Annotated in this window: 14 protein-coding genes; 2 read left to right on the top strand and 12 right to left on the bottom strand. The window is 47.3% G+C overall.

The window, feature by feature from the left end; translation table 11 throughout:
- Nucleotides 1-247: 247 nt before the first annotated feature.
- The 12 genes from KO531_RS17610 to KO531_RS17555 form a co-directional block, all read right to left on the bottom strand.
- The gene (locus tag KO531_RS17610; protein ID WP_131525797.1) at nt 248-1231 is read right to left on the bottom strand and encodes a formate dehydrogenase subunit gamma; all 984 of its coding nucleotides are present in this window, start codon (nt 1229-1231) and stop codon (nt 248-250) included.
- Between the two features lie 79 nt (nt 1232-1310).
- A complete protein-coding gene (gene fdh3B, locus KO531_RS17605) occupies nt 1311-1880 on the bottom strand; it encodes a formate dehydrogenase FDH3 subunit beta (protein WP_105250558.1) in 570 nt (189 codons plus the stop codon).
- Nucleotides 1881-1909: 29 nt separating this feature from the next.
- Nucleotides 1910-4762 (bottom strand): molybdopterin-dependent oxidoreductase, encoded by a 2853-nt coding sequence (locus KO531_RS17600; protein ID WP_131525790.1) that lies wholly within the window; start codon nt 4760-4762, stop codon nt 1910-1912.
- A gap of 17 nt (nt 4763-4779) precedes the next feature.
- Entirely contained in the window at nt 4780-4980 is a 201-nt protein-coding gene (locus KO531_RS17595; protein ID WP_219251835.1) for a twin-arginine translocation signal domain-containing protein, read from the bottom strand.
- Between the two features lie 397 nt (nt 4981-5377).
- A complete protein-coding gene (locus KO531_RS17590) occupies nt 5378-6406 on the bottom strand; it encodes a formate dehydrogenase subunit gamma (RefSeq protein ID WP_113940318.1) in 1029 nt (342 codons plus the stop codon).
- Between the two features lie 49 nt (nt 6407-6455).
- Nucleotides 6456-7052 carry a formate dehydrogenase FDH3 subunit beta gene (gene fdh3B / locus KO531_RS17585; protein ID WP_006083566.1) on the bottom strand — a complete coding sequence of 199 codons (597 nt, stop codon included), beginning with the start codon at nt 7050-7052 and terminating at the stop codon, nt 6456-6458.
- A 26-nt stretch (nt 7053-7078) separates the two neighbouring features.
- On the bottom strand, nt 7079-9931 hold the full coding sequence (locus tag KO531_RS17580; RefSeq protein WP_219251898.1) for a formate dehydrogenase subunit alpha: 2853 nt from the start codon (nt 9929-9931) through the stop codon (nt 7079-7081).
- A 24-nt stretch (nt 9932-9955) separates the two neighbouring features.
- Nucleotides 9956-10147, bottom strand: coding sequence for a twin-arginine translocation signal domain-containing protein (locus KO531_RS17575; RefSeq protein ID WP_113940320.1), 192 nt, complete (start codon nt 10145-10147; stop codon nt 9956-9958).
- A gap of 177 nt (nt 10148-10324) precedes the next feature.
- Nucleotides 10325-11002 carry a molecular chaperone TorD family protein gene (locus tag KO531_RS17570; RefSeq protein ID WP_113940321.1) on the bottom strand — a complete coding sequence of 226 codons (678 nt, stop codon included), beginning with the start codon at nt 11000-11002 and terminating at the stop codon, nt 10325-10327.
- Nucleotides 11003-11012: 10 nt separating this feature from the next.
- Nucleotides 11013-12674 (bottom strand): 4Fe-4S binding protein, encoded by a 1662-nt coding sequence (locus KO531_RS17565; RefSeq protein ID WP_219251897.1) that lies wholly within the window; start codon nt 12672-12674, stop codon nt 11013-11015.
- Between the two features lie 189 nt (nt 12675-12863).
- On the bottom strand, nt 12864-13541 hold the full coding sequence (locus KO531_RS17560) for a DUF3306 domain-containing protein (RefSeq protein ID WP_219251834.1): 678 nt from the start codon (nt 13539-13541) through the stop codon (nt 12864-12866).
- Nucleotides 13541-14005 (bottom strand): DUF3305 domain-containing protein, encoded by a 465-nt coding sequence (locus KO531_RS17555; RefSeq protein WP_105250549.1) that lies wholly within the window; start codon nt 14003-14005, stop codon nt 13541-13543. Before KO531_RS17555 ends, KO531_RS17560 begins: the two co-directional genes overlap by 1 nt.
- Before the next feature lie 337 nt (nt 14006-14342).
- Here KO531_RS17555 and KO531_RS17550 point away from each other — a divergent pair, with 337 nt between their 5' ends.
- Nucleotides 14343-15215 (top strand): formate dehydrogenase accessory sulfurtransferase FdhD, encoded by an 873-nt coding sequence (locus KO531_RS17550; protein ID WP_219251896.1) that lies wholly within the window; start codon nt 14343-14345, stop codon nt 15213-15215.
- 69 nt (nt 15216-15284) lie between these two features.
- Nucleotides 15285-16190, top strand: coding sequence for a helix-turn-helix transcriptional regulator (locus KO531_RS17545; RefSeq protein WP_219251833.1), 906 nt, complete (start codon nt 15285-15287; stop codon nt 16188-16190).
- Nucleotides 16191-16934: the final 744 nt, after the last annotated feature.

Below are 16934 nucleotides of genomic sequence, written 5' to 3'. Positions count from 1 at the left end.
TCTAGATGATTGTTTTTATTATTAAATAACTATGATACATGCAATTTTTTTACAGTGATTTAGCATTTAAATTGGTCTTTGTGATCTCGTACTCAAATGTTACAAATGATTCAAAATGTAATTCAGACATATACTTAAAGCCGATGACTAATGCTGAAATAAAAGCCCCCGCCAGTAGTGATTGACGGGGGCTCTACGTTTGCTAGTGGCTAAGTATTTTTGGAATACCTACAGCTAGATTCCAGTCTTATTCTTTATATTTAAGCGTGCCGTTGGCTTTGATTTCATCAAACCATAGGTTGTGATGTTGGCTGGCCCAGTTTTCATCACAGTAGCCTGACACCATACATTCCATACCGCCTTCTGACATCACAGTTGCCATGAAGATGTGTACGATAGAGAAAGCACAGATCACGATAGCGCTCACTGAATGCAGTACCAGGGCGATCAAGCTTAATGTACGGCTTGGTTCGAACAGGTTAGGGAAGAGTAATAACATGCCCGAGGCTGAAATGACTAATCCAAACAGGGCAAATGCCCAAAACCACATTTTTTCACCCGCGTTAGCAAAACCTGCATCTGGGTGCTTACCTTTGAACGGACCAAAGTTAATGTAACCGCCTACTACCATGAACCACTTTACGTCGTACATTTTTGGCAGTTGGTTTTTCGCCCATAGGGTGGTCATCAATGCCCAACCTATCATGAAGGGAATCGCCATCACGTCATGGATTTGCTTCGCGCCATAGACGATTGCTTCCCAGATGCCTTCGCCCAACCAAGGTTGGAAGAAAAAGCGACCCGCCAGCAAGGTTAAGCCTGTTAAAATCAACAGTAAGCATGGAATCGCGCCTAACCAGTGGATTGAAACATCAAACTTAGACCAGCGATGCACTAACTTGCCTGAAAAACCATGGTGCAGCTTGGAGATGCCATTCACCTTGATAAATAGGACAAAGATAATGATCATACCGAATAGTGCTGCCATTAAGGCGGGCGCTAACCAGTCGCTACGCAGCGCTAATACCCGTAAATCATAGGTATTGATCGGCTGAGCATGAAACTCACTTTGGGAGGTAGTGTATCCCGTGGCACCATCCTTCAGTTGTGCCCAAATTTGGGCATCAGACTGTTGAACTTGATTCGCCAGTTCATCACCACCATTGGCTATACACACAGCACTAAATAACAGTGCTATGGCTAAACCTATGTGTTTGAACCATTTGTTCATCATACATCCTCTCTCACTTAGTCGCGCCCACCTAGGTAGGCGCTAAGCTAAGTCTGTGGACAGATCCTGTTGACCTGAATTAATTCCAAGCCGCGTTTTTAGCACCACGATAAGCCACACGCTCACGGAAGATGCTTGAAACCACTTCGGCATCACCTGCTAACAGGGCTTTAGTCGCGCACAGTTCTGCACACATAGGCAGTTTGCCTTCGGCAATACGGTTTGAACCGTATTTTTGGCGTTCTGCATCTGAGTGGTTTTCTTCTGGGCCACCGGCACAGAAGGTACATTTATCCATCTTACCGCGGCTACCAAAGGCACCTTTTTTCGGGAACTGAGGTGCGCCAAATGGACAGGCGTACAGGCAGTAACCGCAACCAATACAGGCATCTTTGTCGTGTAGCACTATGCCGTCGTCGGTTCTGTAGAAGCAGTTTGCTGGGCAAACCGCCATACAAGGTGCATCTGAGCAATGCATACAGGCGACAGAGATTGAGGCTTCACCACGTTGACCATCGTTGATCGTCACTACGCGGCGGCGTTGGATCCCCCACTCGAGAGCGGAGTCGTTTTCGTTTTTACAGGCAGTGACACAACCGTTACATTCGATGCAGCGCTTGGTATCACACAAAAATTTCATTGTAGCCATAATGGCAATTCTCCTAGCTTAAGCTGCACTTACGCTTTAACAATCTGACAGAGTGATGCCTTGGTTTCCTGCATTTGTGTCACAGGGTCATAACCATAGGTCAGCGCAGTGTTACAAGATTCACCAATAACGTAAGGCACTGTTCCCTCTGGATAATTAGGCGCTAAACTTTCTCCGTGCATCACACCCGCAAAGTGGTATGGCATAAAGGTAACGCCGGGTTTTACCCTTGGGGTAACCATGGCTTGTACCTTAATACGGCCACCTTCGGCGCCTTCTAACCAGACATCTTCACCGTTACGAATGCCGCGATCGGCAGCGTCGGCAGGGCTTATCTCAACGAACATTTCCTGTTGAAGTTCTGCCAGCCAAGGGTTGGAGCGAGATTCTTCACCACCACCTTCGTATTCAACCAGACGACCCGATGTCAGTACCAGCGGGTACTTGCCGCTCATGTCTTTGTCTTGGATAGACTTATACAGCGTAGGGAGACGGTGTACTTGCATGTCGTCATAGGTTGGGTATTTCGCCACTAAGTCACGACGTGCTGTGTATAACGGTTCACGGTGTACAGGGACTTGATCAGGGAAAGTCCAAACAATACAACGAGCTTTAGCATTACCAAAGGGGATGCAACCGTGCTTGATCGCCACGCGCACTATGCCGCCTGACAAATCTGTTTTCCAGTTTTTACCTTCGGCTTCCGCTTTTTCTTCCGCCGTCAGATCATCCCACCAACCCAATTGTTTGAGCATATCGGCAGTAAATTCTGGGTAACCGTCTTGAATTTCAGCGCCTTTAGAATAAGTGCCATCGGCTAAAATGCTTTGACCCTTATATTCAACACCGTAACGGGCGCGGAAGTTACCACCGCCGTCTTTAACGTGTTTGGCTTGGTTATAAAGGATTTGAGTGCCAGGGTGCTTAGCTTCGGGCGTGCCCCAACATGGCCAAGGTAAACCATAGGTTTCGCCTTTAGCTGGGCCGCCTGCGGCTTCCAACGTCTTGTTGCTGAAAGTGCCCCAGTTTTGGGTGTGTAACTTGATACGCTCAGGGCTTTGACCTGTCATACCGATAGTCCACATACCGCGGTTGATTTCACGGGTGATTTCTTCAATCACAGGTAAACCATTTTCAATCGCGATGCGTTTAGTGTACTGCTCGGCAATACCCAGTTTTTGGGCTAAACGGTACATGATTTCGATGTCGGTTTTAGACTCGAACAGTGGCTCGATGACTTGCTCACGCCACTGGATAGAACGGCCTGAGTTAGATACTGAACCGTGAGTCTCAAACTGAGTTGCCGCAGGCAGCAGATATACGCCATTCTTACGACGGTGCATAACACCTGCCATCGTTGGGAATGGGTCGACAACGACGACTGTGTCCATCTTGTCTAAGGCATCACGCACTTCACGTTGACGGGTTTCAGTGTTGACCGATTGTCCCCAGAAAAACGCCATACGGATATTATCTTTCTGCGCTAATTTGCTCTTATCTTCTAACACACCATCGTGCCAACGAGAACAAGGGATACCCGGTGTCGTCATTGGATCTTTGCCAAGGTAGGCTGTTTGATCGAAACGACCTTTCACCCATGCCATGTCCAGATCCCAAACATGGGTCCAGTGACTCCATGCTGCTGAGGTCAAACCGTAGTAACCGGGTAAGTTATCAAATAACAAACCTAAGTCAGTTGCGCCTTGTACGTTATCGTGGCCACGGAAAATGTTAGTGCCGCCGCCTGAAACGCCCATGTTGCCCAGTGCTAATTGCAGAATACAATAAGCGCGAGTGTTGGCATTACCAACGTGGTGTTGAGTTCCACCCATACACCAAATCACAGTGCCAGGACGGTTATCAGCCATTAATTTAGCCGCTTGATAAACCTCGGCTTCGCTCACGCCAGTGATATTTTCGACTTCTTTAGGTGGGAATTTCTTCACTTCAGCACGGATACTTTCCATCTCGAATACGCGGTGCTTGATAAAGGTTTTATCTTCCCAACCATTTTCAAAAATGTGCCATAACATACCGTAAATAAACGGAATATCAGTGCCTGGGCGAATTGCACAATGCAAGTCTGAATGCGCTGCAGTGCGAGAGAAACGTGGGTCAACGACGATGATTTTGGCGTTGTTTCTTTCTTTAGCGATCAGAATATGTTGCATCGAAACGGGATGCGCTTCTGCTGGGTTTGCCCCGATCAGGAAGATGGCATGAGCATTCTGGATATCGTTGAAAGAGTTCGTTTGCGCACCGTAGCCCCAAGTGTTAGCAACACCGGCTACCGTGGTAGAGTGACAAATACGAGCTGAATGGTCGACGTTGTTTGTGCCCCACATAGCCGCCAACTTGCGGTACATGTAACAACCTTCGTTAGAAAACTTAGCGCTACCCATGAAGTACACTGAGTCTGGGCCAGATTCTTTACGAATGTTGAGCATTTGGTCGCCCACTTCGTTAATAGCATCTTCCCAAGAGATTTTTTTCCACTTGCCATCAACCAACTTCATTGGATATTTCAGGCGTTTTTCACCATGACCATGCTCACGCAGTGCAGCACCTTTCGCGCAGTGACCGCCAGCGTTGAATGGGTGGTCAAATGCGGGTTCTTGGCCCGTCCACACACCATTTTGTACTTCGGCATACAGGCCACAACCGACGGCGCAGGCACTACAAATAGTACGTTTGATTTCGATTGGCGCATCATGCGGCACTTCTTTGGCTTCGACACGACGCATCATGCCTGTGCCCATCAGAGATGCTGCGGCAATACCACCTGTGGCGATACCTGCGTGCTTCATAAATTGACGACGGCTGATGCCTAACGCCGGTTTGTCTGCCACTGTGGCAACATTAGACTTGCGAGTTAACTTCATCGCTGACTTCTCCTAGATTAGCTGCGCAAGCTATCGTAATAGCTGATGATATGCGCAGTTTCGTGGTAACCCTTTGACTCTTTAGTGGTTACCTTGCTGCTCTCGCTGACCTGTGCCACGCTCATGCCGGTTGCGGCAATGGCGGCACCCGCTACGCTGCCGACGGTGAGCGCTTTGAGCAAAGATCGGCGAGATAAATCGCTGGGTTGCTGCTTCATGCTGACTCCTGAAATTAGGGTTTAGTTTTTGAGATCGCACGGCTTTTTGTGGGGGTTTATCTTGTTATCAAAAAGTGAAGATTAGCGGCGAAAAAGATAATGAAATCATCTTGTTTACCATCAATCATCGCGCGTGACGGCAATATAGTAGGAAAGGGTTGAGTAGGAATTGATCTAGGACAGTTTGCAGCCCTGAAATCGGCGACCGTTCTCTTAAAGCGTTAACTCGCTCATAGTTTAGTGAATTACTGGGTAAGAGGGCGTTGGCGGATTTTTGTATCTCGCTGTTTCAGTTGTTAATTTTTTGTACTGTTGAATTAATGCGATGGGTATCAGTGCGAATAAAAAACACCCCGCGATGCGGGGTGTTTTGAGGATGTAAAAGCTGCGGTTTAACTTAGTCTTTATACTTTAAGCTGCCGTTGGCCTTGATTTCGTCATACCAGAGATTATGGTGCTGGATTGCCCAGTTTTCATCACAATAGCCTGACTTCATACACTCCATACCGCCTTCGCTCAGTACGGTCGCCATCCAAATATGCACTATAGTAAAGGCAATCAAGATAATGGCGCTGATAGAGTGGATCAGCAGCGCGCCCATAGAGGCTTCGCGGGGTAAATCCAAGCCTGGCAATACCAACATGATGCCAGATACGCTGATGAATAAACCAAACAACATCAGGGTCCAGAACCACATTTTTTCACCGGCGTTAGCGAAACCACTGTCAGGGTGCTTACCTTTGAACGGGCCAAAGTTGATATAACCACCTACCACTAAAAACCATTTCAAATCATACATCTTGAAGGTTTGTAGCGGCATCCATTTCACCACACATACAGCCCAAGCCGCGATAAAAATGGGACCTGCCCAATCGTGGATTGTTTTGCTGCCATAGATCAATGGCGCCCAAAGGTCGGGGCCTAACATTGGCTGTATGACATGCTTACCTAACATTATGGTTAGACCGGTAAACATTAGTGCCAGACAGCTGCTCGCCATGATCCAATGGATCCACAGATCCGCCTTGGACCAGCGCGAAACCATCTTGCCTGAAAAGCCATGACTCAGTTTTGATGGACCATTCACCAGATAAAACAATAAGAAAGCACCAAACACACCTACCACGGCTAGCGCCATGACGGGGGTTAAGTATTCATTTCTCAGTTCTTTACCTTGGTTACCGGCAACGTTAATCAACACCCCAGTATCTATCCCTTTGGCAGTGGTATAGCCGGCATCGCCTGCTTTTACCGCTCGCCAAAGATCGGCATCGCTGGTTTGCGCTTTCGCCTGTTGTTGACTCGATTGCTGATCACTTGCGTGTACTGGGTTTGAGCTCATGACTGAACCTAATCCCAATCCCATGACGAGCACCAACAGAGCAAACAGACTGCGCAGTGATTTGTTTAACTGTTTGTTTAACATTTTCACTCCTTGCCAGAGGTTAGGGATTTCTCCCTAACCCTCGCTCTGCTTAGTTAATCTCACCTGTCTTGGGGTTGTAACCCCAAATCACGTTAGGATTGCCTCGAGAGGCCATACGTTGACGGTAAATGTTTGATACCACTTCCGCATCACCTGCGAGCAGCGCTTTAGTAGAACAAAGCTCAGCACACATAGGTAACTTGCCCTCAGCAATACGGTTGGCACCGTATTTTTTACGCTCGGCTTCGGAGAAGGTTTCTTCTGGGCCACCGGCACAGAAAGTACACTTGTCCATCTTGCCACGACTACCAAAGGCAGTCTTTTTCGGGAATTGCGGTGCACCAAATGGACAAGCATAGAAGCAATAACCACAACCGATACAAGTATCTTTGTTGTGCAGCACTATGCCGTCTTCGGTACGGTAGAAACAATCTGCCGGACATACGGCCATGCAGGGAGCGTCAGTACAGTGCATACATGCCACTGAAATTGAGGCTTCGCCAGGTAGACCATCGTTGATCGTCACCACGCGGCGACGTTGAATTCCCCACTCGAGAGCGGAGTCGTTTTCGTTCTTACATGCAGTGACGCAACCGTTACACTCGATGCAGCGCTTGGTGTCACACAGAAATTTCATGACTGCCATAATGGCTTATCTCCTCATCAAGTAGGTTAGGCTTTGCTGATTTGGCATAGGCTGGACTTAGTTTCTTGCATCTGAGTCACAACGTCGTAGCCATAAGTTAAAATGGTGTTTGCAGATTCGCCTATCACGTAAGGCACTGTGCCTTCTGGATAGTTTTTCGCTAGGCTTTCGCCTTCAAACACCCCAGCAAAGTGGTATGGCATAAAACATTCACCAGCAATAACGCGCGGTGTCACCATAGCCTTAACCGTGATTTTGGCGCCTTCTGGACCATGAACAAAAACATTGTCACCGTCACGAATACCACGATCCGCTGCATCTGCAGGGTTCATTTCGATGAACATTTCTTGTTGTAGTTCAGCTAACCAAGGGTTAGAACGGGATTCTTCACCACCACCTTCATATTCCACTAGGCGGCCTGATGTGAGTGCCAATGGGAAGTCTTTAGCAAAATCCTTGTCTTGAATTGACTTATACAGTGTCGGTAAACGTGCAACCATACGATCTTCGTAGGTGGGGTATTTAGCAACTAAGTCACGACGAGGCGTGTAAAGTGGTTCGCGGTGTCGTGGAATATCGTCTGGGAATGTCCATACAATACAACGAGCTTTAGCGTTACCGTAAGGGATACAGCCGTGCTTGATAGCAACACGTTGGATACCGCCGGAAATGTCAGTTTTCCAGTTTTTGCCTTCGGCGTGTTTTTTCTCGTTTTCGGTCAGGTCATCCCACCAACCTAATTGCTTAAGCATATCGGCGGTAAATTCAGGATAGCCATCTTGGATCTCACTGCCTTTAGAGTAAGTACCTTCGGCAAGAATATTATTGCCTTCATGTTCCACACCATAGCGAGCACGGAAGTTACCGCCACCGTCTTTCACATGTTTGGCTTCGTTATACAGAATTTGGGTACCAGGATGTTTCATCTCTGGTGTGCCCCAACAAGGCCAAGGTAAGCCGTAGGTTTCGCCTTTGGCAGGACCACCGGGGGCTTCTAGGCTATCAGCATCAAAAGTACCCCAGTTTTCTTGGTGCATTTTTAAACGCTCTGGGCTTTGTCCGGTATAACCGATAGTCCACATACCTGTGTTAAATTCGCGGGTGATATCTTCAATCAAAGGCTCTTCACCATTGACTTTAATATGCTTGAATAGCTCTTTATCTATACCCACTTTTTTGGCGAGTTTGTACATGATCACATGATCAGGCAGGGATTCGAACAGGGGTTCTATGACCTTAGAACGCCATTGTACTGAGCGGTTAGTCGCAGAGATTGAACCGTAGGTTTCAAACTGGGTTGCTGCAGGAAGTAAATAAACCCCATCTTGACGTTGGTGCATAACACCCGCCATGGTTGGGAATGGATCGACAACGACGACGGTGTCCATTTTGTTTAAGGCTTCACGCACTTCACGGCCACGGGTTTCAGTGTTGACCGATTGTCCCCAGAAGAACGCCAGACGAATATTGTCTTTTTGCGCTATCTTGGTTTTATCTTCTAACACGCCATCGTGCCAGCGCGAACAAGGAATACCCGCAGAGGTTTGCGGTTTTTGTCCTAGATATTCGCCTTGATCGAAACGGCTCGCTACCCAATTAGGGTCGAGATCCCACACATTATTCCAATGGGCCCAAGCGCCAGTCGTTAAACCGTAGTAACCCGGTAAGTTATCAAATAACAAACCAAAGTCGGTTGCGCCTTGCACGTTATCATGGCCACGGAAAATGTTAGTGCCGCCGCCAGGTACACCCATGTTGCCCAGTGCTAACTGTAAAAGACAGTAGGAGCGAGTGTTAGAGTTACCCACGTGGTGCTGAGTACCACCCATACACCAAATAATGGTGCCGGGTTTGGTTTCAGCCATCATTTTGGCGACGCGGTACATCTGCGCCTTTGGTACACCCGCAACTAACTCAACTTCTTCAGGGGGATACTTCTTCACTTCTTCGCGGATACGATCCATGCCATAGACACGGTGTTTGATAAACTCTTTATCTTCCCAGCCGTTTTCAAATATGTGCCATAACAGGCCATAAATGAAGGGAATGTCTGTGCCAGGACGGATATGCACGTACTCGTCAGATTTCGCTGCAGTACGGGTGAAACGTGGATCAACAACGATGATTTTGGCACCGCGTTCTTTACCAATCAAAATATGCTGCATGGCAACAGGATGCGCTTCACTGGGGTTTGCCCCAATAAACATGATGCACTTAGAGTTGCGAATATCGTTGATTGAGTTGGTTTGCGCACCGTAGCCCCAAGTGTTAGCAACACCGGCTACCGTGGTAGAGTGACAAATACGGGCAGAATGGTCGACGTTGTTCGTGCCCCACAGTGCCGCGAATTTGCGATATAAATAAGCTTGTTCGTTAGAGAACTTAGCGCTACCCATAAAGTAGACTGAATCTGGGCCTGACTCTTGACGAATTGAAGCCATTTTATCACCGACTTCATTAATCGCTTGATCCCAAGAGATCTTTTTCCATTTTCCGCCTTCTAACTTCATGGGGTATTTCAGGCGTTTTTCGCCATGACCATGTTCACGCAGTGCAGCACCTTTCGCGCAGTGACCGCCAGCGTTGAACGGGTGATCGAATGCGGGTTCTTGACCCGTCCATACACCATTTTGTACTTCTGCATACACACCACAACCTACGGCACAGTGAGAACAGATGGTACGTTTGACTTCGGTGGGAACATTATGGCCAATATCTTCTTGGGCCTGTGCTTTACGCATCATACCTGTGCCCAGCATGGATGCCGCAGCGATCCCTCCTGTGGCAAGACTTGCCGATTTTAAGAACTGACGACGATTGAGACCCAGTGCTGGCGCTTTAGCTTCGACAACCTGGTCTGTTTTGCGGGTTAATCGCATCACACACTCTCCTCTATTTTAGTTTTAAAGCGACGCATAATAGCTACGAATATGGTCGGTTTCGCGGTAGTTCTCACTTTTAGGCTCTGTGGTCGCTGCCGTTTTTGTCGAAGCTAACGCTTGACTACTCACAGTGACCACTGCGCCTGCCGCACTGCCGAGTGCCAATGCTTTAAGCAATTGACGACGGCCCATGTCGGAAGCTGGCTTCTTCATAGTGTCTCCTTGTGTTACTGGATAAGGTGGTACAAACGGCTACCACCTCGGTTATTGTGGAAGCCTAAGCTTCCGTGATTGTTGAGAAGGTGAACATTAATCTCACCTTCGCAGTTTGAACTCATCTCTAACATTTACATTTAGCACGCACATGCCGCGCTATCACTCAGTTTAGTCTTAGTTCATTAACTCTACTGGTTTTGCTAAATCGCTGGTGGCTGGCTGTAAGTCTGCGCTGCCCGGGCAATTGACTGGAATATCTAAGCTTAATTGCTCAAAAGCACTGGCTTCCATTGCAAAAAACGCTTTTGCTAGCTGTGCAACCGTGGCGTAAAACGCCGCACTTGGCGCCTTGGCTAAATTATCGCAAAAACGGCCAATCCAGCTGCCGATATGGCGTTGGTAAAAAGCCAATTGGCGATAACTTGGCGCTTCTAAAATCAGGGTTCCCATCACTTCACACAGGGCTGCAACGTGATCTTCGGGTTCCTTGACGTTGTCTTCGCGTTCAAACCCCAGTTGCATTAAGTCTTGGCGTAGCAATGCCAGTGGTTTATCCATCAATGAGCCCGTCATAAACCAGCTGCCGTAGGGCAGGATCTCACCGCAACCTACACCGAGGAACAGGGCAAAATACTCGTCTTCTAGTTGTGCGCTGTTGAACTGCTGTGCGGCGAGTTGGAGTGATAACCAAGCTTTAGTCATCTCGTTGTCTTCATTGGCATCAATTTCAAGATTGGCCAAAAAGTGTAGCAGTTCAGGGCTTGGCTGACGGCGCAATAGGGCGGCTAACAGTTGATAGATATCGGCTCTCAACTGATCGTTTTCTGAAACTTGTCTTACTGATTCGGTCATAGCGGATCTCTTATCGCAGTTGCTTTTCAGGATCTTGAAGAATGTCTTCAAACATGTCTTTTACCCGGCAGTCGCCACACATTTTCAAGCGTTCAATATTGGCAGAAAATGCGCTGTGCGCGCCGACCATATCCAGCATCCGATGCACCATAGATTGGGTCGCAAAAGGAGAGCCGCAGCGAATACATTCGAAGGGGGCTTCTTCTTTCAGGGTGTGTTGTTGCTGACGGGCAGCTTTATCAAAGTTAATTTGTGGCGTAAGGCTTATCACTTTTTCAGGACACGCTGCCTCACATAAACCGCATTGCACGCAGTTTTGCTCGATGAAGTGTAGTGCAGGTTTGTCGCCACCATCTTGTAATGCCATCGTGGGACAAATTGCCACGCAGGACATACACATAGTGCACTTTTCTACATTCACACTGACTTTGCCAAAGGGAATATTGTTGAGGCTAAGGCAAGTATCGATTTCACCCGCTTGGCTATTGAGGTGATCTATCGCTTCAAATAGCGTGTTGCGTTTAGTGGTCGAGGCAAATGCAGCGGGCACGATCACGGGCCAATCTAAGCTGATATCGAGCATCGAATCTAAATCGGCAAGCATGCTCGGGTCGATGAGGCTAATGCGTTGTGGCTGGCCCATTTCATCTAAAATGCTATTGGCTAACGACAGTTCGCCTTTAAGCATTTGCGTTAGGGTTGGCGCTGTTGCATCGGTGTTGAGGATCAGCACTTGGCGCGCGCCCCAAGCGAGAACTGACAACCAATGATCTACGCTAGCAACGGTAATTTCTTCGAGGGCAACGGGGAGGATGTCGCCTGCTAAATCGTCGCTAATAAAGTTGGCGCCGACGGCATTATCGTGGAACAAGATCACTGGTGCGGTTTGTGCTTGCTCGCGGAAACGGCTAACGACTTTGTTCAGGTATGAATGCAAAGCTTGCGGCGTAGGTAAATCGTAACTGATAGCACCCGTTGGGCAAGCGCTGGTACAACTGCCTGCGCCGTGGCAAAGATATGGATCGATTTCAATTTTCTTTGCGACACTACTGATCGCATCTGCTGGGCAGAAGTTGAGGCAACGATTACAACCATTGATGCCATTGCGGTCGTGGGCACAGATATCTGGGTTAATTTTGACGTAGCGCGGCTTATCAAATTGGCCGATGAGATCGGGAATTTGCGCAAGGGCATCTTCGAGTTTTTCAGCGTCTTGGCCTACGTAAAAATAGCCGGGTGGCAGCATTTCTAAGTTCAAACAAGCTGCGCTGCTCAAATCGAGCACGATATCGAAATGGGGTTTACGGATTGACACTAAACTGAGTTCGGCAGCACCATCTTGATGTTCAACACTGACTTGAAATTGGCCTAAAAAGCCTTTTACACCAATGAGTTTGTTGTAATAGCTTTCGACATCAGTTGCCGCTGCCATGACACGTTCTAGGTGCACTTCATCTTGGCTGGTAATGGCTTCGTTGGCTAAAATCACCCTATGGGCCATAGTGGACAATTTGTCCGCGGCGAGGCGAGCCAGATCTTCTGGGCCAATAATAAGAACATTGCCTTCGGTGGTATAGCTGACAGTTGGCGGGATCAGATTCTGCAACATCTGAGTTTGCGTTAATACCTGTTGTCGCGCTTGTTTTAACGCTTCTTGGGTTTGATTGGTCATCAAATAAGTGCTCACATTGCGTTCCTGAACAGTACTTTGGCTGTTTCTTGTTTTACTGTATCTGGGCAGATTTAGGCGGCTGGTAATAAGTAAGTCATTGCCTTTTCTGCTTTTATCTAAGCTTTTTTATATCTTAGTACAGCAATTCACATACCAAAGTTACGGACATTAAAATTAGCTAAACTGACGTTAAACAACTCGGGTATGTGCCTGAGCTAAGGGCTCTGGTGCATTTTGGGGTAGGTCATCAGTCTCCCCATCCAAATTGTCCGTTATCGGCTCAGCTGCCCATTCGATTTCGACTTCATTAGTCTCATGAGTTGTTGTTTCGCTTACATCAAGACTCACGGATGGATTGCTTTCTTCAGTTTGTTTGGCTAAAACAGCTGATTCTTCATCCGAGGTCTCGCTGTCTTCGGCTATGTAACGGAAGACTTTTTGCATCAATTCAGCTGAGACTTCTGCACTGAGTTTCGGTTGATTACTGTAATCGAGTGCATATTCCAAAAGCCCATCTATCTCGTTGAAATGCGGTTGTTTCCACAGTGCACGTAGCGCTGCAGATTTAGCCGCAGGGTCAACATTGGCGCCCATAAAACTTGCAAAACTGCCGCCTATTTCAATTTCGTCGGGATTGGGTAAATCCGCTGCAGTGAGGATGCGATTAGGATCGTCATGTTCTGCAGTATTAGGTTCAAAGGCTGACTCTGTGGGTTGAAGCTGCTCAACTGCCATAGTGGGCTCGGCTACGATGGTCTCCAGAGGTGTGGTTTCCCCGTCAGCTCGCGCTTCCTCTGCTGCAACTTGTTCGCGCCGTTGGTTCCAGCGACTCAGTAGCCCGCCTGTTTTTTGTATGGATTCAGCCATTAGTCCCTCCGTAATGGATCGTGACTCGGGCCTTGATTATTACGGCCATCGACATGTTTACGGCGATGAGCGGCAATTTCGACTTCACCATATTGGGTGATAAAGGCTTCAATCCAACAAGCGATAGCTTTTGGCATCAATAAGTTGAGGACAGGGGTATTGCCCTCAAGACAACCCGCCGCGACATTCTGATCCGCCGATAATGCCGCCGGTATCCAAGTGCCATCGGCCGTTTCATCACATACTAAATACAGCATGGCGTTATCTAAATCGAGATTGAGGCGATAGCTGGCGCGTTCGTCTTTGTGCAGTTCGAGTAGCACTAAGGTTGCATCGTCAGGGGCTTGATGGGTGGCGGGAAGTAGGTGATCAATTTCCCATTGTACTGAGGTCCAGCGGCCAACTTGCTTCTCTACTTTCTTGAGTGAAACGTACATAGGCCAAACACTAGTTGTATGTTGCATTGTCTCTCCGTCTCAGCCGTGTTGATGGACAAACCGTAGAGTGAACGGTTCGGTTTTACCAACAAATTGCGATAAAAGGTCACTGCAATATTGGTGCCAGTAAACATAGTGGATTAGTTTGAGCTAGATCATCAAAAACACCCTATAAATTGGACATTTTGTCCAGTACAGGATTTTGTTTGGGACATAAAAGGGCTAATGAAAAACCAGCATTGCGGCAGATCACGCATTTAACCCCAATTTTTATGTCTAGGTATAAATATTGCTATGCTCTGGCCATGACTCGTTAAGCGGTAACATTATGATCTCTGAAAATATCACTATTCCTGATAACAACATGAGCACAGATAGCGAAATAGCGGCAGCCAATCCTTCTCAAAAAACTCAGCATCAGTGTTCTTTTGTGAGAACTCAAGTGGAAGTACCGCTAACCATTGCTGTAAAAGCAGTGAATGAAGCTGGGGAAGTGTTGGATAAATTTGTCGCTTGCGAACGTCCGCTTACCGTGTATTTGAACTGGCGACCAATAGTGACACTTATGACCCTAGGGGCGAAACCTGAGTCACTGGCGTTAGGTTATCTTAAGAACCAAGGCTTTATTTCGGATGTGAGCTTACTGGACTCTGTTATCGTCGATTGGGATGTGAGTTCTGCAGCCGTGGTTACCCGTGAACAAACCGCTGAACTTGATGAGAAACTCTCTGAAAAAACGGTGACATCAGGCTGTGGTCAAGGCACGGTTTATGGCAGTTTTATGCAAGATTTAGACGGCATCAATTTACCAACGCCAAGTCTTAAGCAAAGCACCCTTTATAGCTTATTGAAAAATATCAACGAATATAATGAAACCTATAAAAATGCGGGTGCTGTACACGGTTGTGGCTTGTGCGAAGACGATAAAATTATGGCTTTTGTCGAGGATGTTGGCCGTCATAATGCCGTAGATACTTTGGCTGGGGATATGTGGCTTACACAGGATCGCGGCGATAATAAGATATTTTATACCACTGGCCGCTTAACTTCGGAAATGGTGATTAAAGTCGCCAAAATGGGGATCCCTATTTTGCTATCACGCAGTGGCGTGACTCAGATGGGCTTAGCACTAGCGCAGCAGCTGGGTATTACTATTATTGCCCGCGCCAAAGGTCGTCACTTTTTGGTGTACCACGGCAGTGAAAATCTGCAGTTTGATGCCAATACCGCTCCTTAGCCCCAAGTTAGCTAAGACAGTAATGCTAAGACTTACATGCAGTAACGAAGAATAAGACAAGGAAACAAGATGACGTCTGCCAGTGAATTGGTCTACATGAGCGCGAAGCAAGTGGCCGAGTATTTAGATCTTAATGAGAAAAAAGTCTACGCCATGGCTAATGACAGAATTCTCCCCGCCACTAAAATCACCGGTAAATGGCTATTTCCGAAAGTGTTAATCGACCGTTGGGTAATGGATTCTTGCCACAGTGGCATGCTGACCGACCGTTTATTGATCACTGGTAGTGACGATCCACTATTATCTATGCTGGTGGCGCGTTTGATGGCGCAAGTTGGTAGCCGTGAGTTGATAAGCTACAGCGCAACAGGTTCACGCTTAGGGTTAGAGTTGCTTGCTAAAGGTTATGCCGATGTGTGCACCTTACACTGGGGTAGCATGGAGGATAGAAATATTCGCCACCCAGCTTTACTTAAAGGTTATCACAACCATCAGCAATGGATCATGGTGCATGGTTACTCCCGTCAGCAAGGGTTGATCATGCGTGCCGATATGCACCACAGATGCCAAGAAGAAGATAAAGTCGTGAACTTGCCTTGGCGTTGGGTGAGTCGTCAGGGGGGCGCAGGTAGCCAACAGCACTTAGAGCATTGGTTGTTAAAGCAAGGTGCTCGCTTAGATCAACTGAATGTCGTGCTAACTGCCTATAGTGAACGCGAGTTGGCGGGTTATATCGCTAGGGGGGATGCCGATATTGGTTTTGGTTGTCAATCTGTGGCTTTGGAAAGTGGTTTAAGTTTCGTGCCACTGATTAAAGAGTCTTTCGATTTCGTTATGCCGCAAAGCATTTACTTCCGTCGTCAGCTTCAACAACTTTTTACTATGTTGGCGAGTGGTCACTCGAGGCAAATGGCGGCACTACTTGGTGGCTATGATCTTACCGACTGCGGACAACTGCTATGGAGTGCGAGCTAATCCACTCAACTTGGTAATGGATTAAGGTGAATAGAGTTGAATGGTCTCTGAACTACTTATTACTGCTACTACATGCTGATATCTAATGGAGCCAGTTACTAACGAATAAGTATCAAAGAGACCCTCTTTATATTGCTGATTACGTTGTTTCGACTTTCTATGGTGGGTTGATGGGAGGCAACTACTATATATAGGTAAAGTATCTTTATCGCCAAATACACTCAGAGTGTCATCTTCTTCTGCTGTTCCCCGTCATTCTCCCATAAACGACTCCATATAAAAGTGGAGGTGAGATATTCCGGTTCGAGCAGCCGTTATTCTCATTTAAATCTGATAGCATTCATGCTCATGATCCCTTTGTCTTGATACTGTACGCTGGTAATCAATTGGGCCAAATTACAGATAAAGCGCTATTTTGTGGATAACTTTGGGGGTAAGTGGTGGGTATGGTGTGGCTAGATTGGATAATTAGAATTAACTGCAAATTTACTTAAAATAGGGGTTGCACAAAATCTCCTGCTGCCTATAATGCGCATCCACTGACACGGCAGACAGCGAAAGCCAACTGACGAGTTAGGTTGAATTGAGTCGCTTTTAAGCACTTAATTCAAGCGCAGCAAGAAGTTGTTAAAAACTCCTTGACGCGAAACGGGAAATGCGTAGAATACGCAGCCCTAGCCAACTGGAAGCGTTCGACGCTCAGTGTGGTACTCAAGTTCTCTTACGAATATTGAGTTGCTCTTT

It is taken from the genome of Shewanella sp. NKUCC06_TVS (assembly GCF_019345515.1).
Taxonomy (GTDB): Bacteria; Pseudomonadota; Gammaproteobacteria; order Enterobacterales; family Shewanellaceae; genus Shewanella; species Shewanella oncorhynchi.
This window is presented reverse-complemented; position numbering and strand designations above follow the sequence as displayed.